General features: G+C 40.6%; 21 protein-coding genes. 18 read left to right on the top strand and 3 right to left on the bottom strand.

Translation table 11 applies throughout. The features are described 5' to 3' along the window. The first annotated feature begins 328 nt into the window (after positions 1 to 328). The 13 genes from MPH60_RS11700 (at position 329) to MPH60_RS11640 (ending at position 11744) form a co-directional block, all read left to right on the top strand. Entirely contained in the window at positions 329 to 1411 is a 1083-nt protein-coding gene (locus MPH60_RS11700) for a hypothetical protein (RefSeq protein WP_241588843.1), read from the top strand. Continuing rightward, positions 1398 to 3566: a molybdopterin oxidoreductase family protein gene (locus tag MPH60_RS11695; protein ID WP_241588842.1), complete on the top strand. Its 2169-nt coding sequence runs from the start codon at positions 1398 to 1400 to the stop codon at positions 3564 to 3566. Before MPH60_RS11700 ends, MPH60_RS11695 begins: the two co-directional genes overlap by 14 nt. Then, positions 3567 to 4127, top strand: a complete 561-nt coding sequence (locus tag MPH60_RS11690; RefSeq protein ID WP_061462858.1) for a 4Fe-4S dicluster domain-containing protein — start codon at positions 3567 to 3569, stop codon at positions 4125 to 4127. Positions 4128 to 4138: 11 nt separating this feature from the next. Continuing rightward, positions 4139 to 4666 carry a Rieske (2Fe-2S) protein gene (locus MPH60_RS11685; protein WP_241588841.1) on the top strand — a complete coding sequence of 176 codons (528 nt, stop codon included), beginning with the start codon at positions 4139 to 4141 and terminating at the stop codon, positions 4664 to 4666. Further along, positions 4656 to 4847 (top strand): hypothetical protein, encoded by a 192-nt coding sequence (locus tag MPH60_RS11680; protein ID WP_241588840.1) that lies wholly within the window; start codon positions 4656 to 4658, stop codon positions 4845 to 4847. The genes MPH60_RS11685 and MPH60_RS11680 overlap by 11 nt, the downstream gene beginning before the upstream one ends. Before the next feature lie 5 nt (positions 4848 to 4852). Next, positions 4853 to 5164, top strand: a complete 312-nt coding sequence (locus MPH60_RS11675; RefSeq protein WP_241588839.1) for a hypothetical protein — start codon at positions 4853 to 4855, stop codon at positions 5162 to 5164. After that, positions 5151 to 5438 carry a hypothetical protein gene (locus MPH60_RS11670; RefSeq protein WP_241588838.1) on the top strand — a complete coding sequence of 96 codons (288 nt, stop codon included), beginning with the start codon at positions 5151 to 5153 and terminating at the stop codon, positions 5436 to 5438. Before MPH60_RS11675 ends, MPH60_RS11670 begins: the two co-directional genes overlap by 14 nt. Beyond that, positions 5431 to 6936, top strand: a complete 1506-nt coding sequence (locus MPH60_RS11665; RefSeq protein WP_241588837.1) for a nitrate/nitrite transporter — start codon at positions 5431 to 5433, stop codon at positions 6934 to 6936. Before MPH60_RS11670 ends, MPH60_RS11665 begins: the two co-directional genes overlap by 8 nt. Positions 6937 to 7134: 198 nt before the next feature. Further along, positions 7135 to 7785, top strand: coding sequence for a sensor histidine kinase (locus MPH60_RS11660; protein WP_241588836.1), 651 nt, complete (start codon positions 7135 to 7137; stop codon positions 7783 to 7785). An 89-nt stretch (positions 7786 to 7874) separates the two neighbouring features. After that, a complete protein-coding gene (locus MPH60_RS11655; RefSeq protein WP_245406184.1) occupies positions 7875 to 8528 on the top strand; it encodes a response regulator transcription factor in 654 nt (217 codons plus the stop codon). Next, positions 8518 to 8979 carry a GAF domain-containing protein gene (locus MPH60_RS11650; protein ID WP_241588835.1) on the top strand — a complete coding sequence of 154 codons (462 nt, stop codon included), beginning with the start codon at positions 8518 to 8520 and terminating at the stop codon, positions 8977 to 8979. The genes MPH60_RS11655 and MPH60_RS11650 overlap by 11 nt, the downstream gene beginning before the upstream one ends. 23 nt (positions 8980 to 9002) lie before the next feature. Then, positions 9003 to 10733 carry a sensor histidine kinase gene (locus tag MPH60_RS11645; protein WP_241588834.1) on the top strand — a complete coding sequence of 577 codons (1731 nt, stop codon included), beginning with the start codon at positions 9003 to 9005 and terminating at the stop codon, positions 10731 to 10733. A gap of 255 nt (positions 10734 to 10988) precedes the next feature. Continuing rightward, the gene (locus MPH60_RS11640) at positions 10989 to 11744 is read left to right on the top strand and encodes an IclR family transcriptional regulator (protein WP_241588833.1); all 756 of its coding nucleotides are present in this window, start codon (positions 10989 to 10991) and stop codon (positions 11742 to 11744) included. A 264-nt stretch (positions 11745 to 12008) separates the two neighbouring features. Here the strand turns inward: MPH60_RS11640 and MPH60_RS11635 are convergent, their stop codons facing one another. Beyond that, positions 12009 to 13031 (bottom strand): hypothetical protein, encoded by a 1023-nt coding sequence (locus MPH60_RS11635; protein WP_241588832.1) that lies wholly within the window; start codon positions 13029 to 13031, stop codon positions 12009 to 12011. Positions 13032 to 13556: 525 nt separating this feature from the next. On the opposite strand from MPH60_RS11635, the gene MPH60_RS11630 reads away from it, so the two are divergent. The 5 genes from MPH60_RS11630 to MPH60_RS11610 all read left to right on the top strand — a co-directional run bounded on the left by MPH60_RS11630 (position 13557) and on the right by MPH60_RS11610 (position 18487). After that, positions 13557 to 14837, top strand: coding sequence for an MFS transporter (locus tag MPH60_RS11630; RefSeq protein ID WP_241588831.1), 1281 nt, complete (start codon positions 13557 to 13559; stop codon positions 14835 to 14837). Between the two features lie 351 nt (positions 14838 to 15188). Then, positions 15189 to 15977, top strand: a complete 789-nt coding sequence (locus MPH60_RS11625; protein ID WP_241588830.1) for an SDR family NAD(P)-dependent oxidoreductase — start codon at positions 15189 to 15191, stop codon at positions 15975 to 15977. A gap of 195 nt (positions 15978 to 16172) precedes the next feature. Then, the gene (locus tag MPH60_RS11620; protein WP_241588829.1) at positions 16173 to 16967 is read left to right on the top strand and encodes an alpha/beta fold hydrolase; all 795 of its coding nucleotides are present in this window, start codon (positions 16173 to 16175) and stop codon (positions 16965 to 16967) included. A 70-nt stretch (positions 16968 to 17037) separates the two neighbouring features. Continuing rightward, complete coding sequence (locus MPH60_RS11615; protein WP_137018417.1) at positions 17038 to 17286, top strand: ferredoxin; 249 nt, start codon at positions 17038 to 17040, stop codon at positions 17284 to 17286. A gap of 208 nt (positions 17287 to 17494) precedes the next feature. Beyond that, positions 17495 to 18487, top strand: coding sequence for an NAD(P)/FAD-dependent oxidoreductase (locus MPH60_RS11610; RefSeq protein WP_241588828.1), 993 nt, complete (start codon positions 17495 to 17497; stop codon positions 18485 to 18487). Between the two features lie 293 nt (positions 18488 to 18780). On the opposite strand, the gene iadA is transcribed toward MPH60_RS11610, so the two are convergent. After that, complete coding sequence (gene iadA, locus MPH60_RS11605; protein ID WP_241588827.1) at positions 18781 to 19953, bottom strand: beta-aspartyl-peptidase; 1173 nt, start codon at positions 19951 to 19953, stop codon at positions 18781 to 18783. 36 nt (positions 19954 to 19989) lie between these two features. Further along, the gene (locus tag MPH60_RS11600) at positions 19990 to 21411 is read right to left on the bottom strand and encodes a YfcC family protein (RefSeq protein WP_241588826.1); all 1422 of its coding nucleotides are present in this window, start codon (positions 21409 to 21411) and stop codon (positions 19990 to 19992) included. Positions 21412 to 21674 lie beyond the last annotated feature (263 nt).

Here is a 21674-nt window from a genome sequence, read left to right as displayed (position 1 = left end):
TGAGCGCTTTCTTTTTTTTGTTAGATCCCATTATGCAATTCGGAAGTAGTCGAAATACATCTTTCACCCAAAAAAACTTGGAATCTTTAAGCCTAACACCCTCATACGTGCTTATTTACATTATTATCCCACTGCCAATCTAATAAGTTGATAAAGGGATTAAAGGAACTTCAAAGAAATGGCCGTTCTGACATCAGAACGGTTTTTTTGATTTTTCAAAAGTTAAGGGGATTTTTCCAAGATGATAGGGAAGTTCCCCGATACCGAACAACCAGGCAAGATCTTACAATTAGGGTATCGTAATTGTTTGTAATGAGGAGGAATAATAATGCAGGCAAAAGTCGCCGTAACTCAAAAAACCGGAAAATCGATTGATGATGCTTTTGCATCACATTTTGCCAAGTCTATGTTTCTAGCGGTTTGCGGACTTGTAATCTTATCGTTTATAGGTACGAGAATGTTTACACACGTAGATTTAAACCTTTATGGCTATATGGTGGGGACATTTATTTTTATTGGGGGTTTCTTTTACAGATTTATCGCATGGGGAGAAAGGCCGCCAACAAAGGTTTTTATAAAAAAAGGAATCAAAATTCTCTTTAGAAGATCAACGCCCAAAACAACAGTCGAACATTTAGCAACATACAATTTCATCTGGAATAGGGGAATCTACCGATGGACCCAGCACGTTCTAATGGGCTGGGGCTGCATACTTTCCTGCTTCGTGACATTTCCCCTAGTATTTGGATGGATGTACTTCACAATGGACGATAACGGTTATTACAACATCATCGCAATGGGGATCCAGGTAATGACAGTGCCAGCTGATGGGCTTATTGCGAAGTTATCATATAACGCACTGAACATTACTGCTGTAATGGTCATTGCCGGAGTATGCATGGCTCTTTACCGCCGTTTGAAAAATATGCAGGCAAGGGCAGAACAAAAATTCATGTATGACTTCCTTCCATTATTCATGCTGTTATTGGTCAGCGTTACAGGATTGGCATTAACGTTCATGAACATCTTTATGCACGGTTCAGGACAGCCAGCCATGTCGCTGATTCACCAGTGGTCAGTCATTATTACTTTGATTTATCTTCCGTTCGGAAAACTTGCTCACATACCTTTCCGACCACTGAGTGTATTGGCTAGAAACTACAGAGAGCATTATGCGGAACAATCCATGAAAGAATGCAAAGTTTGCGGTAATGAGTTTGTTTCAACAGAACAATCAAATGATGTCATAGAGGTTCTCGGTAAGAATGATATAGAATTTCAAACGAAGGATGGCCACCATCTCGCCGAAATGTGCCTACCTTGCCGAAGAAAATACCGGATTGCCCAATTTTCCGGTTTTCCTATCCACGAGGTAAAAGTTAAGGAGGCTAACCAGAATGCAAAGGGATAAGTTTTTCAAAGAAGTAGAGAATGTGTTGCACCCTAATGAAACATTGGTTAAAACGCATTGTGCATATTGTGGAATGCAGTGCGGGATGAATTTAAGGGTAAATAGAGCGACAAATAAAATCATTGGGGTTGAACCACGTTATGACTGGCCGGTCACTGTTGGGAAAATGTGTCCAAAAGGGGTTACAGCTTACCAGCAGACGAACCATGATGATCGCATATTAACACCGCTTATTCGTGATGATGCATCACTAAAGGGAACAAAGGAAGGCTTCCGAGAAGCAAGCTGGGATGAAGCATATGATTTAATCGCGAAAAAATTCAGTGAGCTTCAAAAAAAATATGGAAAAGATTCTTTATCCGTTTTCAGCGGCGTATCAATGACGAATGAAAAATGTTATTTAACAGGGAAATTTGCACGTGTGGCTCTTGGCACGCGCTACATTGACTATAATGGCCGATTCTGCATGTCTAGTGCGGCCGGGGGATTCCTTCGTTCTTTCGGCGTAGATAGAGGTTCAACATTACCCTGGACAGATATTCATGAAACCGATTGCTTATTTCTTGCAGGAAGCAACACAGCAGAATGCCATCCAACTTCCATGTTCAGAGTCTGGAACGTTCAAGAAAGGGGCGGTTACATTATCGTGGCTGATCCCCGCGAAACGCCTGTTGCGAGAAGGGCGGATGTCCATCTTGACTTGAAACCGGGAACGGACCTTGCCCTTGCTAATGGAATCTTAAATCTATTAATTCAAAATGGTTATGCAGATGAAGAGTTTATTAATAATCATACAAATGGATTTGAAGAAACAAAAGAGCTTGTAAAAGAATTTACACCGGAATATACGAGTGAGCTTACAGGTGTGGCACCGGAAAAAATCATTCGCGCAGCAGAGATCTATGGAAAATCACCGAATGCAGTTGTCATGTTTGCCCGTGGAATTGAACAGCAGCATAAGGGCGTTGACAATGTATCTGGATATACAAACATGGCGCTTGTGACAGGTAAGATTGGCCGTCCGAAGTCTGGTGTAGCAACTTTCACTGGTCAAGGAAACGGACAGGGTGGACGCGAGCATGGTCAGAAAGCGGATTTATTGCCAGGTTATCGGAAAATCACGAATCCTGAGCATGTGAAAGAAGTTTGTAACGTATGGAATATCACACCGGAGGAAATGCCTAAGCCTGGCGTTTCGGCTTATGAAATGTTTGAACTGATGGAGCAAAAAACGATTCGCGGATTGTATCTGCTATGTTCCAATCCTGCAGTATCTGCGCCTAACCTGAATTTTGTCAGAGGGGCGATGAAAAACCTGGATTTTATGTTGTGTTCAGATTTCTATCTTTCCGAATCAGCAGAGTTTGCGGATGTGATCCTGCCTTCCGTAACGTGGTCGGAAGATGAAGGTACAGTGACAAACCTTGAAGGGCGGATTATTAAGATAAATAAGGCACAAGAACCAATCGGAAAATCCAAGCCCGATTGGCAAATACAAGTAGAGCTTGCAGAACGTCTTGGGAGAGGAAAATATTTTTCCCATATGAAAACTGCAAAAGATGTGGCAGATGAATTCAGATTGGCCAGTAAAGGCGGAAATGCCGATTATTACGGTGCCACATGGGATAAAATTGACAAACAGGATGGGGTATTTTGGCCTTGTAAGGATAAAAATGACAAAGGAACGCCGCATATGTTCTTGGATAAAAAATTCTATCACGCAGACGGTAAAGCGAAAATTTGTGCACTTCCTTACCGTCCCCCTGCTGAGGAGCCAGATGAAAAATATCCGCTTCGTTTAACTACTGGACGTGTCGTTTACCACTATCTTTCAGGGAACCAGACGAGAAGAATTCAGTTCCTTCGTGATATGTGTCCGGAACCTTACGTGGAAGTACATCCGGATACAGCAAAAAAATACAATATGGACCATGAGGATAAGGTCCGCCTGTATACCCGAAGAGGTGAGGCAATCTATAAAGTGAAAATTACAGAAGCAATTCGTGAAGACACTGTATTTGTTCCATACCACTTTGGGCACGAGCAATCTATCAATCTATTAACCATTGCAGCGCTTGATCCAATGTCCCGTATGCCGGAATTCAAGGTCTGTGCAGCCCAAATGGAAAAAGTCGAAATAAAGAAGGTGCAATAAATGAAAAAGAGGCTCTACTTAGAACTTGAAAACTGCATAGGATGCAGGTCATGCCTAGCGGCTTGTACACAGTGCGGAGGGCATGAAGAGCGGAACAGAAACTATGTATATGATGTGAACCCTCTGGTCAATCGGCAAACGATGCCTCTTATGTGCCTTCATTGCGTAAATCCTGCCTGTGCTAGGAGTTGTCCTGCACAGGCAATCCAAATCCATGAGACAGGGGCCGTATTATCAGCACTCGTTGAAAAATGTATCGGTTGCCAAAATTGTACGATTGCTTGCCCGTATGGAATACCGAAATTTGACACGGAACAAAACTTAATGTACAAATGCGATTTATGTATCGACCGGACAAAAGACAGTATCCCGCCAATGTGTGCAAGTGTTTGTCCTTCCAATACACTTCAATGGTTGACAGATGAAGAAATTGAAAATAAGAGAAAACAATTTAATCTGGATAATGGAAAATGGGTGACAAGCCTTCCTTATCTTGAAAGTGAAACGAACGTTAAGGTCAATCTCCCAGGTATTTTACAGGGGATAACCAAGCTATATTAGGAGGGATTAAGATGCCGTCAGATAAAAATAATAAAATTCCCTTTAATGAAGATAATTACACTCATAATATTGAACGGAATAATGAAAGAAAGCTTGACAGACGTGGGTTCATGAAAACATTGGTGGGTGCTGCAGGGGTATTCGCGATTTCCTCCCTCCCTTGGGGAGCGATTGCGGCTAAAGAATTGATGGGGCTTGGGGAAAAGGAGTATCCTCACAAAAAAATCACCGATGTAAGCAAGCTTGCCATTGGTGACGCAGTGGAGTTTAAATTTCCAGGGGATCATGATGATGCCATTTTGATCAGATTGTCTGAAACGAAATACGTAGCATACCAAAATGCATGCACACATCTTCGTTGCCCGGTATTTTGGGTGAAAGAAGAAGGTGAAATGATCTGTCCTTGCCATCATGGGAAATTTGATGTTGAAACAGGTGTTCCGACTGCCGGGCCGCCAAGGAGGCCCCTGCCTGAGATTCAGGTGAAAGTGGAAAATGGGGCGGTATACGCAGTAAGGGTGAAGCGTTATGAAGTTTAAGTTTATCGGTGTCGCATTGCTTTGTGCCTTCTTGATGATGAATATTGTATTTACCCAATTCATGGTTCACCAATTTTATTATGAAAATTATGTAAATGTACTAATATTTGGTGGATTGAACATTGTTGTGTTTCCCTTAGCGTTTTTTACATATAAAAAAACCAAATACGAAAAGGCGTGAATCGAATGAATAGCGAAACTTACATTGATTTTTGTTTTGTAAAAGTAGCATCCGTTAACTTTGCTTCTGAAATCGATAAGCTGCTTTCAGACCTTTTTAATGACTTCCGCCTTAACTGGTATTTGGATGAAAAGTCAATGAACGGGATAGATATTGTTGTTGCAGAAGTAAAGGGAATGAGTGGTTGGGAATCTGAAGAAGAAACAATTGAATTTATCGAGAATCATGCAGATGATAGATTCTGGAAATGCTTACATGGTTATCAAATAAATGTATACAGTGCAAAGAGAGGGTGCAATACATGTGGAACACATTAATTTGGAAGGTTTACAATCATTAGTCTCGGAAAAAGCCAGAGTGGCAATCTTGGATGATGATGGGCAGGATAAAGCGCCTTTTGTTACTAAAACGATAGATAAGGTGGAGATTTGTCCTGACATGACCCATATACGCATTTATTTTGATCACCTTCATTTTTTCGCTGTCCCTTTAGTATGTAATATGGCTCGAAACAAAAATGAGTGGTCAGCTTTTGACGCAAACACGGGTTTACAATATGTAATTAGAAGAGAGAGTGATCAGAATGATTAAGAAAATACAGCTTCCATTACAGACTTTAAACTTAGTAGTAGGATTTATGGTATGGGTATTAATTTCATCCCTGATGCCCTTTATTAAAGAAGACATTGCTATACCTGAAGGTCAGCTCGCACTGGTGACAGCCGTTCCGGTTATTTTAGGATCAGTACTTCGTATCCCCCTTGGCTTTTACGCCAATCAGTTCGGGGCAAGGAAAATTTTCCTGATTAGCTTTATTTTACTATTGTTCCCTGTTTATTATATCAGTATTGCGGATTCCCTTGCCGATTTGTTGATTGGAGGACTTTTCCTTGGTATTGGCGGAGCCGTATTCTCTGTTGGGGTAACTTCTTTACCTAAGTATTATCCAAAGGAACGTCATGGCTTTGTAAACGGAATTTACGGTGCAGGGAACCTTGGCACGGCAGTATCGGCTTTTGCAGCACCTGTTGTAGCTGAGAATTATGGATGGTCAACAACTGTACAGCTTTATCTTGTGATTTTGGCGGTCTTTATCGCAGGTAACTTTCTGTTAGGGGACAAAAAGGAACTGAAAGTAAAAACACCGCTATTAGAACAAGTGAAGAGTGTCTACAAAAATGAAAAACTATGGCTGCTAAGTTTATTCTACTTTATAACATTCGGTTCTTTTGTTGCATTTACTATCTATCTGCCAAATTTTCTTGTAGCGAACTTTGGATTGGATAAAGTTGACGCCGGTTTGAGGACAGCAGGATTTATTGTTCTTGCTACCCTAATGAGACCAATTGGCGGATGGCTTGCAGACCGCTTTCATTCCCTCATTCTGCTCATGTTCGTTTTCGGAGTGTATACGGTTTCAGCGATGATTTTATCCTTTGCTCCATCGATTGGCTGGTACACTTTTGGTTGTTTGAGTATTGCCCTTTGTGCGGGAATGGGAAATGGTGTCATTTTTAAACTGGTGCCGATGTATTTCCAAAAGCAGGCTGGTATTGTGAATGGTATTGTTTCTGCAATGGGCGGTTTGGGAGGTTTTTTTCCGCCCTTAATTTTATCCTTGTTATTCAATATCACAGGACATTATGCAATCGGGTTCATGGCATTGTCAGAAGTTGCCCTTGCAAGTTTGATATTAGTTGTCTGGATGTATTTCCAAGGCAAAATCGGGCTTGCCAAAGAAGTGATTGATCATACAATAGAAGGAATCCTTATTACCGATACCACCGGCAAGATCATTTCAGTAAACCCCTCGTTTTGCAGTATTACGGGTTATCAGGAAAATGAAGTAATAGGGAAGAACCCTAGTATACTCAAGTCAGGTAAACAGCCCCAAACTTTTTATGAGGATTTGTGGAAATCCATTGAGATAAATGGATTTTGGCAAGGTGAAATTTGGAATAACCGAAAGGATGGGCAGCAATACCTGCAATGGTTGACCATTAGTTCGATAAAGAATGATGCAGGGGATGTCGTTCAATATGCAGGTATGTTTAGTGACATTTCAAGTCATAAAGTGAAGAAAGCATAAAATGAACTGCGCTCATGAAATGATTGGATTTGAAGGCTGAATTGGAGTTTTCAAAAATAAGAAGTTCTAATTCTACATTTCAGGTGGGAAAGAAGTTATACGGTAGTGTTCTCACTACTCTGCCGAAAGTGTAATTGGGAGAGCCTGTCGCATTTTGAATGTCCAATAATCAGAGACAATTGAAAAAGGAGGGTGGGAATGAATACTCAGCCACTTAAAAACAACATCAGTTCTTATATCATACAAACACATGAAGAAGAGATTAAAAGAATTGCCATGGAGCTTCATGAAGGTGTGGGGCAGTCCCTTTCTAGTCTTTTCTCCGGAATGCAGCTCATTGAAACGGCAATCGAACAGCCTGCCATGAAAATCTATGCAGGTGATATGAAACAGCTATTGGAGAAGACGATTCAAGAAATCAGGCTTTTGGCTGTAGAATTGCATCCTCCTACCCTTACGACTTTTGGGCTTATTTCAGCTATAAAAAGCTACATAAAAATATACACTTCAACCTATGGAATTGAGGTTGAGATGGAGAATCTGGGAATTGAATCGCAAATCTCTGATAGAGATAGCATTACACTTTTCAGGGTCTGCCAAGAAGCATTGGTGAATATAGCAAGGTATGCTGATACAACGAAAGCAAGTATAATATTCAAATGGGAAAAAAGCATTTTATTAATTATGATAAAAGATTCAGGGAAAGGGTTTGAGGTTGAGACCGCCATGAATAAGTTGAGCGGGCTTGCTGCCATGTGTGAAAGAATGCATTTGATTGGCGGGGATTGTTCCATTTTTTCAAAAATAGATGATGGGACTTCTATAGAGATTTCTCTGCCATTATATTAAAATGCTAAACAAGGGGTTTGCGAATTGTGCAATCCCCCTTGTTGTTTCATATAACGATACAAACACAACCAAAGCTAGGGGGAGCTGCTTTGATAAAAATTTTGCTTTGCGATGATCACGCCGTTGTAAGAATGGGCTTAAAGATGCTATTAGACAATCATGCGGATATGGAAGTCATAGGGGAAGCTTCAGAGGGGAACGAGGGAATACAACGGGCACTAGAGCTCCAGCCTAATGTGGTAGTCATGGATTTAAGCATGCCTCATGGGAAAGATGGCTTATCGGCTACTTCCGAACTGAAAAAACTAATGCCTGAGGTAGCCATATTAATACTTACCATGCATGATGATGATGAATATTTGTTCAGAACTATTCAAGCCGGGGCTTCAGGCTGTATTTTAAAAAGTGCACCACATGAAGAACTACTGGTAGCCATCAGATCCTTATCAAACGGAAATGCTTACCTTCATCCATCTGCAACAAAAAGGGTAATGGAAGAATATTTAGGGAGTGTGAAGCAGGGAACCGCTGATTCTATCAATCTGTTGTCTGATCGTGAAAAAGAGGTGCTTACGTTGATTGCGAAAGGATTTTCCAATAAAGAAATTGCCGGACAGCTTGTCATAAGCGTGAAAACGGTTGAAAGCCATAAAGGAAACCTAATGGAAAAGCTCAAGATGAAAACAAGGCATGAACTTGTTGAATTCGCTTTAAAAAAGGGGTTATTAGGGTATGGAATTTAACGGGGACAGTAAATCGAAAGAGGACCAACCATTTAAAAAAGCATGTGAAATTGTATTAGATGAAATGAACGGTGATTTTGTAGGACTTGCCTTACAAAACAGAAAAGGTCCTGACATAAGCTGGCATTATGCCGCCGGAAACAGAAATGATAAATACAAAAGGATAACTGTTCGATATGGAAAAGGAATAGCAGGTAGGGTCATATCAACGGGGACTCCGATGAAAATTGAGGGTTTCCCCAATAATATCCACGGCAAAGCTTTAGATTATCCAATCATGCTTGCGGAAAATCTCAGTTGCGCCTTCGCAGTTCCGATTCAATTTAAAGGTGTTCCCAAAGGGGTATTATTAGTAGGTAAACGAACAGAACAGCCTATTTCTGAAAGTGACCAGCATACGATCCTTGATGCAGCGAAAAAATTGGAAAAGGAAATGAACAGCTCGATTTAACATGGCAACAAGGAGGATTATGTATGGACTTGAATAAACATTTGGAAATGAAAAAAGGGGTTAGGCCTGGATCAAGCGATGCGACAATCCTTGTCAATGAATCAGGGGTCATCTCTTTTGCGGATCAACAAGTATATGAAAACTTTGGTTATGAACATCATGAATTGAATGGGGAAAAGCTCCTGAATCTTATACCAGGGGTAAACCTTCAGTCAAGTGGGGAAGGGGAAATTATCCACCATTTTGGAATACACCGGGATGGTCATGCTTTTTCGCTTTTTTTCAGGGTGAACTCCTTTCAGCTTGCGAAAGAGCTCTATTATTTAATCGTGGTCCATAAAGTGAAAGACCAATCACGGATTAACCAGCAGCAAACCTATCCGATAAATGAGCTGGTTGATTTAATTTACGCACTTGATGAATCAACGATTGTTGCATTTACCGATGAAAAAGGCAAGATAATATACTTGAATAAGAAATTTAGTGAAGTATCCAAATATTCAGCAGCAGAGCTCATTGGGAAGGACCACCGAATTATCAATTCAGGTTATCATTCAAAGGAATTTATGCAAAAGCTTTGGCGAACAATTTCATCAGGAAGTGTTTGGCGGGGTGAAATTAAGAACAAAGCGAAGGATGGAACTTATTATTGGGTGGATACCACAATTGTCCCTTTCTTAAATGAAAACGGAAACCCTTATAAATACCTGGCAATCCGGAAGGAAATTACCGAATATAAACGAGTTTTAGAGGAATTGGGGAAATCCGTAAATAAAATGGCCGATTTTCAATTTGCTTTGGATGCTTCCTCAATTGTGGCAATAACCGATCAAAGAGGGACGATCAAATATATCAATGATCAATTTTGCCGGATTTCAAAGTTTTCAAAAGAAGAGCTGATCGGACAGGATCATCGAATTATTAACTCGGGATTTCATTCAAGAGAGTTTTTCAATAATCTTTGGAAAACAATATCAGCAGGGGAAGTATGGAAAGGCGAGATTAAAAATAAGACCAAAGATAATTCTTATTATTGGGTGGATACGACAATCGTTCCATTTCTTGATGAGTTCCAGAAACCTTACCAATATTTAGCGATTCGTCATGAAGTGACCCAGCGTAAGCTTGCGGAAGAAGAGATTCAGAAAATGACCGGGAAAATCATTGATGTGCAAGAAGAAGAAAGAAAACGCATTTCCCGAGAGCTTCATGATGATATCGGACAAAACTTATACAGCCACCTCATAACGATTAACAGACTGCAGACAGAAATGGATCATCCCTTGTTAGAGCAGATGCAGGATGAAGCGACCGAAATTATCGAAGCGCTCCGGCATCTATCCTGGGAATTAAGGCCTTCGGTACTTGATGATCTTGGACTGTTCCCTGCCATTCGCTCTTTAGTGGGACAATTTTCAGAGCATCATCATATCAAGGTCCATTTTGAATGCTATTTGAATTGCCGTCTGAATACAAACAAAGAAATTACCATTTACCGTATTATTCAAGAGGCATTAACAAATATTAGGAAATATGCTCAAACCGAAGAAGCTACCGTGACGATCCAGGAAATAGAAGAAGAAGTTCGTGTAGTAATAGAAGATAAAGGACGGGGTTTTGATATAGAAAAAGTTACCCGTGGAGTAGGCTTATTCAGTATGGAGGAAAGAGCCAGAGTTTGCGGAGGAAACCTTATCCTTCATTCTCGTGAAGGGAAAGGGACAAAAGTCATATTGAAAATGCCTTTGCAGTGATTGGATTTTCGTAATGATCAAGCAACTTAATCCACTAAACGCTTCAGCATTTCCCATTAATGCTCGTTCTATCGGCTTGCAGGATGATAAAATGATTCGATCAAATTGAAAATAATGCCGGAAAATCAAATGAGAATACAGTCAGAGCATTCACGATTAAATAATGAATACGGTTATTTTCATTACATCCTTTCTTCCATGTTTTATAATAGAATGATAGTTAAGGAAAACATGTATCATGAAAGGAGACAATGTATGCAGGCACATAACAAAACAGTCGTGAAATCCATGCAAATCCTAACCCTCTTCATAAATCATCCAAAACTGACCTTTAATGAAATGATGGAGCTTTCCAATTTGCCGAAAACATCATTACACCGTATGGTAGGATCATTGGAAGAAATGGGGTTTTTAACAAAGGACGATGATGGCCACTATTCACTTGGACTGATATTCCTGCAGTTTGGCCAACTGGTAGGGGAGCGTTTGGATATCAGGTCAATCGCCTATCCCATCATGAAAGACCTTCGGGATGATGTTGAAGAAGCAGTGAATTTAATTGTGAGGGATAAGGATGAAGCGATGTATATTGAAAAGGTGGACACCCTGCATCCTGTTCGACTTTATACATCCATTGGAAGGCGTTCGCCATTGTATGCTGGAGATTCTCGAATCATCCTAGCGTATTTGCCAGAAGAAGAGCGTGAAAATTATTTGGGAAGCATTCAATTAAAGCCAATCGCCATTGGAACGATAACGGATAAAACTGAACTCCGTCACGCTTTGGATGAAGCGAAAATGAATGGTTACACGATAACTTCCTCAGAACTTGAGGATTATACAAAAGCGGTGAGTGCACCGATACTCAATGGGAAAGGTGAAATAGTAGCTGGGATTAGTGTCGCTGGGATTGAAGCAAGATTTCAGGAAGATCGCTTGCCTGAATTGATTGACAAGGTAACGAAAGCTGCCAAAGCCATTTCCGTGAAACTTGGTTCTCAAACACATTAATGAAAATAGAACAATCATGTCATTTTCGGAAAATATTTTTCTGAAATAAGATAACTTACATAAAATGTTCGATTCTCACACGTATAAAATAAAGCCACCGCTTATGGTGGTTTTTTGTCATGCTGCCATGGTTTGCAGCTTTATTTGGAAGTGCTTATCTGCAAACATTTCTTAAACTGAATCGTTCTTGATTTCGGAGGAAATTGAGCCAGGACGAAAAGGTGAACCATTCGGGGTTCACCTTTTCTAATATCGCAATAGCCGTTACATACGCACAAAGTCTGATTGATTTATATTCCTCGGCACCCCGATGTCGGCCATTGTAAGTAAACCTGGTTTACGGAGCGCATCAATTTGCTTAGCGGTATTGATAATCATTGCAGCAGTTGCGGTATCTCCAAAGATGCCGTTTGGAACAATCATTCTTTGGGTTTCGTTACCCTCAATTACGATTTCATCTTCCTGTTTAATACCTGCAGACATCGTTAAATCCAAGGAAATTTCCTTTCCATCCACAGTCCTGCCAGTGGAAATTTGATGAAGCCCCTTAACATCTCCTGACTTTAAGGCAGTTAGCGGAACGGTCATATTTTCGCTTGCAATTACTGGTTCAATGGTATTGATAACACTTGAAAGTTTCCAATTCAGTCCATAAGCGATTAACCTGACAGACTCCTCAAGACCAACATGCCCAATTTTATTCCGTTCAGCTAAACATTCAAACTCTTCTCTGGTCATCCCGATTCCGACCTTTTTTTGTAAGGGGAGGCGCCTTTTCGAAACATCTACTTTACGATTGACCTTAATTTGGTTAACCGTAGTCAATACTGTTGTAAATGAAATGGCCATAGTATCCATGATGTACCCTGGATTGATTCCCGTCCCAATGACACTAAGCCCTTTAGCTTTAGCATAATCATCTATTTCCTTTGCAAGTAGGGGGTAGCGATGCCAAGGGAAGGAAAGCTGTTCACAGGTGGAAACCACTGAAAAGCCGTGATCTAGAAGCTCTTTGATTTGGGGCCATACTTGTTGTGCGTCGGAACCGGTTGCATGTAGGGCTATAGGGTGTTCACCTTCACTATTTACATCCCGTATATGAGAGACTACACACTTGTTCGTTTCCTTTTCAAGAATTAGTAACCCAATATCCTTTCCTACCTTATCGGGATCAATATCGACAACACCGATAATCGATTGCGGGTTCGTTTGATAAGCACTGCGTAGAATTTCAATTCCGATGGGGCCCAGCCCGAATACTGCGAATTCAGAATAGTGCATAGCCATTCATCTATCATCCTTTCAAATAACTTATAACAAAATGCTAACATTGGCTGATAAATAATAAAAATAGTTAAATTTTATATATTTATAATGAATCGTTATAAAAGGAAAGACGGCTATGAATGAGGTGAAATAATGGAGAATCACACTTCAATTTTGAGGTTACATAGTGAAATGGCGGTTCACGACTCAAGCGGCAGCATCCTTTTGGCATTATTAGCAGAAGCATTTAGGTTTTATGTGATAAATGGTTAAGGTATTGTTTCCGTTTGTTTTAATCGAGAACCCCTTTAGAGTTTTGTATATAAAACTACTTTTTCCTTTGGAAAAATATTAGCCTTAATATTATTGACTATTATGAAAATTCAATATAACATTAAATATCGGTAACATTGTTTTTTATATAAAACAATCGTTGCTGCTATCTTTTGAAAGGGGGAATGGGTGAAGTTGATAGTTTGACAGGCATTTTCTTTATTGAAATCATGAAAGCGCATTCAAAAGAGCCTATTATAAGGGGGATATAACATGTTACAAGGTCAAAAAAGATGGTTGTACATTGCGATTCCTATTTTTTTCTTCTGGTTTTTCGGTCAGATTGATAAAGTAGGTATCTCTGTTATCCAAACCGATCCGGGATTTTTAAGTGATCTTGGATTAACTGGCCCGGATAAAAATGCGAAAATTGGCTTGATCTCCTTTATATTCATGATTTCATACTCCTGCTCCAACATTTTTTGGGGAGTTATTATCGACAAGTTAGGGGCAAGGAAAACAGCCGTTTTAGGTTTACTGGTATGGACAGCGACTATGGTAATGGGCGGGCTGTCCACTTCATACGAAATGTTTTTAATCAGTAGGGTAATCCTCGGAATTGGGGAAGGTATGATGATCCCGATATCGGGAAAATTCATTTCGAATTGGTTTAATAAACGAGAGCTTGGCAGGGCACAGTCATTCTGGATCACTGGAAACTACCTTGGCCCGGCAGTGGGTACCGTTATGTTGATACTAATTATTTCAACGTTTCATTGGCAGGCCGCGTTCTTTGCTCTCGCAGCTTTTAACTTGTTTATAAATATTCCAATGTTCCTGTTTTTGGCTCGTAATACGCCAGAAGAGCATCCACGCATGAGTAAAGAAGAAGTCTCTTATATTCGCCAAAAAGACGAAGCGGATGATGTGCAGTCGAAGCAATTCTTTGCAAAGGATTATCGTTATTGGATTGTCTGGTTTGGCAATTTGATGTCGTCCTTTCTTTTCTTTGGGATCAGTATTTGGCTGCCTACATATCTCGTTGAGGCAAAAGGGTTTGAAAGGGAAGCAATGACTGGTATTACTTCATTATCGTGGCTATTCGCGCTTGGATTTGTCCTGGCTGGCGGATTTCTGGCGGACAAAACGAAGCGTCCGAGTTTACTTGCGACGATTCTTTTCATACTAACAGCTGTATTTTTGACAATTGCTGTCATTGCACCAAATCCTATTTTCGCTGGCGTTTCCATGGGGCTCGCCATGGGAACTCAAGGAGGAATGTTTCACCTGACCAATTTCTTCATCATCAAATTTTCAACACCTGAAACAGCCGGCCGCGCAGCCGGTTTAATGGGATTCACAAATATTATGGGTGGATTTTCAAGCTACATTATGGGGTGGAGCCGCGATTTGTCTGGCGGTGATTTTGGTCCCTCCATTGCCATGCTGATTGTAGCAGCCATTCTTGGGTTTGTGGCGTACTTATTTATGATTAAACAAGAAGTTGCCGAATATCACCTAAGTAATGCGACAGGAAACAAAGTATCACTATAAGCGCTAAAAAGTTAAGATGTTTTTTATAAGGGTTTCTCGGTAAGATGGGAGCTTGGATCTTACTGAGAAACTACAAAAAAATTATACTTCTTGACGAGTGCCACAGTAGTAAGAATGACCGCAGATTGATATAGATCGTGTATTCCCGAACGATTTTTTCAGTTTTTTTACATTGACAATAAAGCGATTACATTTTAGAATTATTTATATAAAAAACACTGTTTTGTGTATAAAACACAATGTGATCGTTATGAAAAAATAAATGCTCGCTTGCTAGACCGCAAACTTGAAGGAACCGATCTTTGTATAACCGTTCATCACGTTTGAAAGATAATAGAAGGAGTGGAGACAATGGGCATGGCCTTAAAAGATAAAGTCGTATGGATTACAGGTGGAGCTTCTGGAATTGGTGAGGCTGTCACTCGCCGTTTTATACAAGAAGGAGCAAAAGTGAGCATTATCGGCCGCTCTAAAGACACGTTAGCGAAAATGAAGGAAGAATTTGGTGAAAATATCCTTACATATCAGGGAGATGTAAGCAAATACGAAGACAATGAGCAAGCGGTCCAAGCTACTGTTGAGCAATTTGGAAAGTTGGATGTTTTCGTTGCGAATGCCGGCGTGTTCGATGGATTTGCCAAATTTGCCGATGTGACTCCTGAGGCGCTTTCCGAAGCGTATGATTTCCTTCTCAATATTAACGTAAAAGGCTCTTTTTTCGGGGCGAAAGCCGCTCTTGAAGAACTGAAAAAAACTAATGGCAATATTATTTTTACCGTCTCCGGTGCAAGCTTTTATCCAGATGGCGGCGGTGTTTGGTATACAGCGAGCAAACACGCCCAAATCGGATTGATGCGCCAGCTTGCGTTCGAACTATCTCCTTCCATCCGGGTAAATGCGGTAGCCCCAGGTGGGACATTGACAGCACTTACTGTGATCCCGCCGCTGCGTCCATTTGTGAAAATCGTCGATAATGATACGAAAGCAAGCAGCATTAAAAAACGGAATATCCTTCAACTTGCCCAGATGCCGGAAGATCACGTTGCGGCGTATGTACTGTTAGCTTCCGACGAATCACGCGCAATCACCGGTGAGGTCATTTCCAGCGATGGCGGATTGTCAGTGCGAGGACTTGGCTAAGCTGGCACAGTTTATTAATACGGTTTTAGCTAAATTAGAAGGGGGCGGAAGTGGAATTTCCTGTTTAACTTCAGGATAGGAAGCACTTTCTTTATAGGAACGAAAACTAGTTCAAGCGAAATATAAAAATTTTTTAGAAAGATATTTAAAGTACAGCTGTTATAAGAATCAGCACCTTTAAAGGGGATTGATAATATGCCATACGTAAAAGTAGAAGATTTAAGCATTCATTATGAAATAGAAGGTCATGGAGAACCTTTAGTATTATTACACGGCATGAGTAATAATTCACAGTCATGGAAGGAGCAAATCCGGGAATTAAAGGAGCATTATACAGTAATTGCATGGGATGCTCCGGGTTATGGGAAAAGTTCAGATCCAGCAGAAGAATTTAAGTATTTCAAGGAGTTTGCACGTATTCTGAACAGTATGCTAGATCAGCTAAAATTGGAAAAAATCCATCTGCTTGGCCATTCAATGGGAGCGGCAATCGCAATAGAGTTCTGTAACCTGTACCCTCATAAGATTAATAAACTTATATTGGCCGATTCGACAAGAGGGGCTGCTGCTCTAACGCCAGAGGAGAACGAGACGAAATTGAAAAATCGATTATTTTCAATTGAAAACCTTTCTACTGAGGAGATCGCGGAAAAGAGGATACAAGCATTGCTATCTCCCCATGCTTCAGAAAAAGTCCATAAGCGAGTAAAAGAGATTATGACACAGATAAGACCGGCAGGATATCGTTCGGTAGCAAATTCACTTTATCATCTAAATCAAATGAGTTTGTTATCTCATATAAATGTCCCTGTTCTTGTAATTTGTGGTGAGTTGGATACTGTAACTCCTATAAAGGAGTCGGAAGCAATTCATGAAGAGTTAATGAACTCCCGGCTCGTGATAATTCCAGAAGGCGGGCATTTGTGTTATCAGGAAAATCCTCAAAAGTTTAATTCGAGCATTTTGGAATTTTTGAAAGATATTGAGTAGGAAAAGGCTTCTGCAAATACTTTAGAAAAAAAACCAGGGCCTAGTTTAGAGAGAGGAATGGATAGAAAAAATGGCTAATTATACAATCGTGGATAAAGAAACTTGCATTGCTTGCGGAGCTTGTGGTGCTTCAGCTCCGGATATTTATGATTACGATGAAGAAGGTATTGCGTTCGTTATATTGGATAATAATGTTGGGGCAGCGATTATACCTGAAGAACTTGAGGAAGATATGATAGATGCTTCAGAAGGATGTCCAACTGATTCTATAAAAGTGGCTCAATTATCCTTTGATGGTAACCCTAATAAATTTGAATAATAATTCTAGGTGCGTTTGTGACAGATAATAGCTTTATAGATTTTTAAAGTGGTGACATATCCAGATTGTCCTTGAAAGGGTGGATATTCAATTGCTCTTATCCATCATTTCTGGAATTGGAAAAAGGAAGTAGACAAGTACATGCCTTACAACCAATAAATCATATTCAGTATGAGCAACCATCCTGGAAGAACAAGGAGTGATTACATTGACAGAAGAAAAAACGGCCTATGACATAACAATTATTGGCGGCGGCCCAGTTGGTTTGTTTACGGCGTTTTATGGAGGAATGAGGCAAGCAAAGGTGAAAATCCTTGAAAGTCTGCCTCAATTGGGAGGACAGCTATCAGCTCTTTATCCCGAAAAATTCATTTATGATATAGCTGGTTTTCCAAAAGTAAGGGCCCAGGAATTGATAGAGAATTTAAAAGAACAAATGAATGTATTCGAACCAACAATTTGTCTTGAAGAAGCAGTTGAACAGATCGAAAAGCAAGCAGACGGAACATTCAAGATCACTACAAACCTCGATACTCATTTCTCCAAATCAGTGATCATTACTGCTGGAAATGGAGCTTTTCAGCCTCGTAAACTGGAATTGGAAGATTCAGCACAGTTCGAAAATAAGAATTTGCATTATTTCGTGAATGATATGAACCGCTTTAAAGGAAGAAAAGTGGCGATACTTGGCGGTGGAGATTCTGCTGTTGATTGGGCCCTTATGTTAGAGCCGATTGCTGAAAAGGTAACATTGATACACAGAAGAGATAAATTCCGTGCCCATGAACATAGTGTGGAGCAATTAGTGAATTCCTCTGTTGAGGTCAAAACACCTTATATTCCCTCCGAACTGGTCGGAGCAGAAAGAATTACGCAAATTGTTTTAGAACACACTAAGACGCAACAAAAAGAAGTGATTGATATAGATGATTTAATTATTAATTACGGCTTTGTCTCTTCTCTTGGTGCGATTAAAGAATGGGGACTAAACATCAACAAAAATGCAATTGTCGTTAATTCCAAACAAGAAACGAATATTCCAGGCATTTATGCAGCCGGGGACATTTGTACATATGAAGGAAAGGTTAAATTAATTGCATCCGGATTTGGTGAAGGTCCTACGGCAGTGAATAATGCCAAAGCCTATATTGATCCGATGGCGAAAGTTCAGCCGTTGCATAGTACTTCCTTATTTGGCTGACCTCTATCTAGCTACAAGGCTCTTCTGAAGAAATGAATTAGTACATAGGCGAGACCCTAAAAGATGGATAGGGGTGGGCGATTGTCCTGAATTTAATGGAAATGAAAAGTAAATAGAGGCTTTCAATGTCTTGTTGCCTAACAATGTGAACAGGCTAATATGACTGTAAAATAAAAAGTCGAATTCCTTCAAAATTAGGAATTCGACTTTTTTAAGTATCGCTCCTTTAGCGATTCTTCACAATATTAATGCGAGACGTGAAAATTTTTCGATAACTGGTATCCTGTCTAAACTCATTCAAATGTCCCTTTTATCAACGGAATACCCTTATCTACCATAACTTGTCCTTTTGCCATTACAGTGACAATTGCCAATGTTTCCTTTTGCAATAGCACAATATCAGCATCATTGCCTGTTTGTATACTGCCCTTGGTTGATAGTTTCAGCACTTGAGCGGGATTCGTGGTGATGACCTTCAGTGCCGTTTCAAGGGGGATTCCTTCTTCTAAAACAGAATCACGCACTTCGTGATATAGCGAAGATACTTTTCCCACTTGAAGGCCTGCATACCCCCCGTGGGTGTTGAAAAAGGGAAGGCTTGCCTGTCCGTCTGAAGAGAAGGTTATGTGTCCGACTGGTATCCCTTCTTCAAGCATCATCCGCAAGGCAATGCTGCACTTCACTTCGCCATCATCCAGAAACTGAGGAATGGTGCTTGTTGTAAAGTCTACGTACCCGCCGCGCTTAGCGTAATCAATTCCCTCCTTGAATAATTCTTCATTTCGGTTGATATGTGTCGGATGGAGCTGCCGAATCGGAATGTTGGTTTTATCAGCAATTGCATGTAACAACGAGAGCTCGCCATCTCCGTCTCCGACATGAACTTCTAAAATACCTGCTTTTCCTGACAGAATACCGCCGTTGCGTGCCGCTGCGGCGATTTTGGTCAATTCTTCAAAAGTGGGTTCTGATGATCTATGGTCGGAGATGGCAATCTCCCCGACACCGATGATTTTGTCGATGAAAATAAGGTCATCTTCGATTTTTCCTGTCAATGTTTTTACTGGCACTTGGTAGGAACCTGTATGAATGAAACAGGAAATACCCTCTTCATCAAGCGCCCGTGCCTTGGCAAGCAGGCTTTCCATTCTACGCGTAGTTCCGTCCGTACCGAGCAAGCCGACCAGTGTTGTAATACCGGAAGTCGTAATATCCGTAAGCATCAGCTCAGGGGTGCGGGTTTTGAATCCGCCCTCACCGCCTCCGCCAATAATATGAACATGTGAATCTATGAAACCTGGAACAACTAAAAGATTGGTTGCATCAATGATATGAATAGGAGCGAAGTTGCCAGGAATCTCGATTCTGTCATCGATGAATGCAATTTTATCATTTGTGATCAAAACGTCTTTCCGTCCTAAGTAATTGGGTGAGTATATCTCGCCATTTTTGATTAAAGTAAGCAATGCGTTTCTCCTCCTGTAATTAATTCGTGATTTTTATCAGAATGGACCATATCCGATGAAGTGAGCCATGATGACGGCTATTAATCCGATGATATATTGAATGAGTACCAGGGGCAGAATCCACTTCGCCCATTTTGTCCAAGGTATGCCTGCAATTGCCAAGCCCGCCATCAAGGTGGTCGCGGTCGGGAAAATCATATTTCCAATTCCGTCCGCAAAAGAGAAAGACAACACTGCAGTTTGACGTGTAATATCCAATAAGTCTGCGAGCGGAACCATAATTGGCATGGTCAACATCGCATGACCGGTGCCGGAAGCTAGAATAAAATGAATGAGAGTTTGGAAGCTGTACATGCCGGCAACGCTTAAATAGGCGGGAACATGCTGAATAGCTTCAGATATTTGATGGAGCATAGGGTCGACGATATGTCCCTCATTCAATACAACAAGAATGGCGCGTGATAAGCCAATAATCAAAGCACCGCCCAGCAATGCTGCAGATCCATTGGTAAAGGAGCTGACGATGTGATCCGCAGACAATTTTCCAATGATTCCAATAACAATTGTCAATATAATGAATAAGGCTGCGATTTCTGTCATGTACCATTGGAACTTGATGACTCCAAACGCCAAGACGATATAGTTAATTAAAAAACTGCCTAAGATGAACTTATGTCTCGCTGTTAACTTCACACTTGATTGCAGCAGTTTTATCGATTCTTCTTTTGTATATTTCCCATAGATTCCGATGGAAGGATTTTTCTTTACCTTCATTGCGTAACGATGGATATAAAGAACGGAAACAAGGTAGACGATAATAAATAAAATAAGGCGCAACCCTATTCCTGAGAACATCGGCAATTCAGCAATTCCTTGCGCAAGTCCTACTGTGAATGGATTCATGATGGCAGTCGTGAACCCGGACAATGCCCCAACAATGACGATGGCGGTTCCTGTAATTGTATCGAATCCGAGAGCCAACGCCAGCGGAATGATAAGAGGAAGATATGCTAGTGTTTCTTCCGCCATTCCCATTAAGGAGCCGCCTACAGCAAAAAACAACATCACGACAGGAATTAATAGCTTTTCACGTGTCGCCAACTTCCGAGCCATTGTGGCGATAAGCACATCAACCGTCCCTGTTGCTCTTAAAACGCCGAAAAACCCTCCAATAATCAATAAGAAAAAGATGATATTGCCGGCTTCAACCATTCCTGTGTGAATAGCTTTTATCATATCGAACAATTCCACCGGTGCAGATTCTATCCATTTAAAAGAAGTGGCGTCAACAGTTGTCCGTCCATCTGCTTCGATCCGTGTATATTCCCCGGCTGGCAAAATGTAAGTAAATAGAGTTGCTATGGCGAGAATGCAGAGCAGCAATACAAAAACATTGATTTTTCTCTCTTTTTCCCCCGCTGTTTCAAGCAAAACAGCTTTCTCTTCTATTCGGCTCATAAGTGTCTCTCCTTTTTATTTAAAATGAGTGCATGGAACTAATACGCTTACAAAGTATTGCCGGCCCATCGCCTATCTTCTGTTTTTCTAGTATTCTGCTGTTTCCCTCCTTTACAAATCCATTGGCACGTCAACGGACGCCAATGTCAATATCAATAGATATGCAAAATCTGTGCCAATGTGGGGTGATTGATTTTTATGAAAACTTAAAGGTTGGATTGAAGTTTTAGGTCTTTATTGGTTCTTTTTGGTGATATAATAGT

It is taken from the genome of Peribacillus sp. Aquil_B1 (assembly GCF_022603275.1).
Classification (GTDB): Bacteria; Bacillota; Bacilli; order Bacillales; family DSM-1321; genus Peribacillus.
Note: the sequence above shows the minus strand (reverse complement) of the source record. Positions and strands in the feature narration are given on the sequence as shown.

Bases quoted from the DNA above. Each gene is read 5' to 3' on its own strand.
- MPH60_RS11695 (WP_241588842.1), top strand. From the start codon at position 1,398: ATGCAAAGGGATAAGTTTTTCAAAGAAGTAGAGAATGTGTTGCACCCT.
- MPH60_RS11685 (WP_241588841.1), top strand. From the start codon at position 4,139: ATGCCGTCAGATAAAAATAATAAAATTCCCTTTAATGAAGATAATTAC.
- MPH60_RS11645 (WP_241588834.1), top strand. From the start codon at position 9,003: ATGGACTTGAATAAACATTTGGAAATGAAAAAAGGGGTTAGGCCTGGA.
- MPH60_RS11665 (WP_241588837.1), top strand. From the start codon at position 5,431: ATGATTAAGAAAATACAGCTTCCATTACAGACTTTAAACTTAGTAGTA.
- MPH60_RS11635 (WP_241588832.1), bottom strand. From the start codon at position 13,031: ATGGCTATGCACTATTCTGAATTCGCAGTATTCGGGCTGGGCCCCATC.
- MPH60_RS11600 (WP_241588826.1), bottom strand. From the start codon at position 21,411: ATGAGCCGAATAGAAGAGAAAGCTGTTTTGCTTGAAACAGCGGGGGAA.
- MPH60_RS11620 (WP_241588829.1), top strand. From the start codon at position 16,173: ATGCCATACGTAAAAGTAGAAGATTTAAGCATTCATTATGAAATAGAA.
- MPH60_RS11640 (WP_241588833.1), top strand. From the start codon at position 10,989: ATGCAGGCACATAACAAAACAGTCGTGAAATCCATGCAAATCCTAACC.
- MPH60_RS11650 (WP_241588835.1), top strand. From the start codon at position 8,518: ATGGAATTTAACGGGGACAGTAAATCGAAAGAGGACCAACCATTTAAA.
- MPH60_RS11675 (WP_241588839.1), top strand. From the start codon at position 4,853: ATGAATAGCGAAACTTACATTGATTTTTGTTTTGTAAAAGTAGCATCC.
- MPH60_RS11630 (WP_241588831.1), top strand. From the start codon at position 13,557: ATGTTACAAGGTCAAAAAAGATGGTTGTACATTGCGATTCCTATTTTT.
- MPH60_RS11690 (WP_061462858.1), top strand. From the start codon at position 3,567: ATGAAAAAGAGGCTCTACTTAGAACTTGAAAACTGCATAGGATGCAGG.
- MPH60_RS11700 (WP_241588843.1), top strand. From the start codon at position 329: ATGCAGGCAAAAGTCGCCGTAACTCAAAAAACCGGAAAATCGATTGAT.
- MPH60_RS11680 (WP_241588840.1), top strand. From the start codon at position 4,656: ATGAAGTTTAAGTTTATCGGTGTCGCATTGCTTTGTGCCTTCTTGATG.
- MPH60_RS11660 (WP_241588836.1), top strand. From the start codon at position 7,135: ATGAATACTCAGCCACTTAAAAACAACATCAGTTCTTATATCATACAA.
- MPH60_RS11625 (WP_241588830.1), top strand. From the start codon at position 15,189: ATGGGCATGGCCTTAAAAGATAAAGTCGTATGGATTACAGGTGGAGCT.
- MPH60_RS11615 (WP_137018417.1), top strand. From the start codon at position 17,038: ATGGCTAATTATACAATCGTGGATAAAGAAACTTGCATTGCTTGCGGA.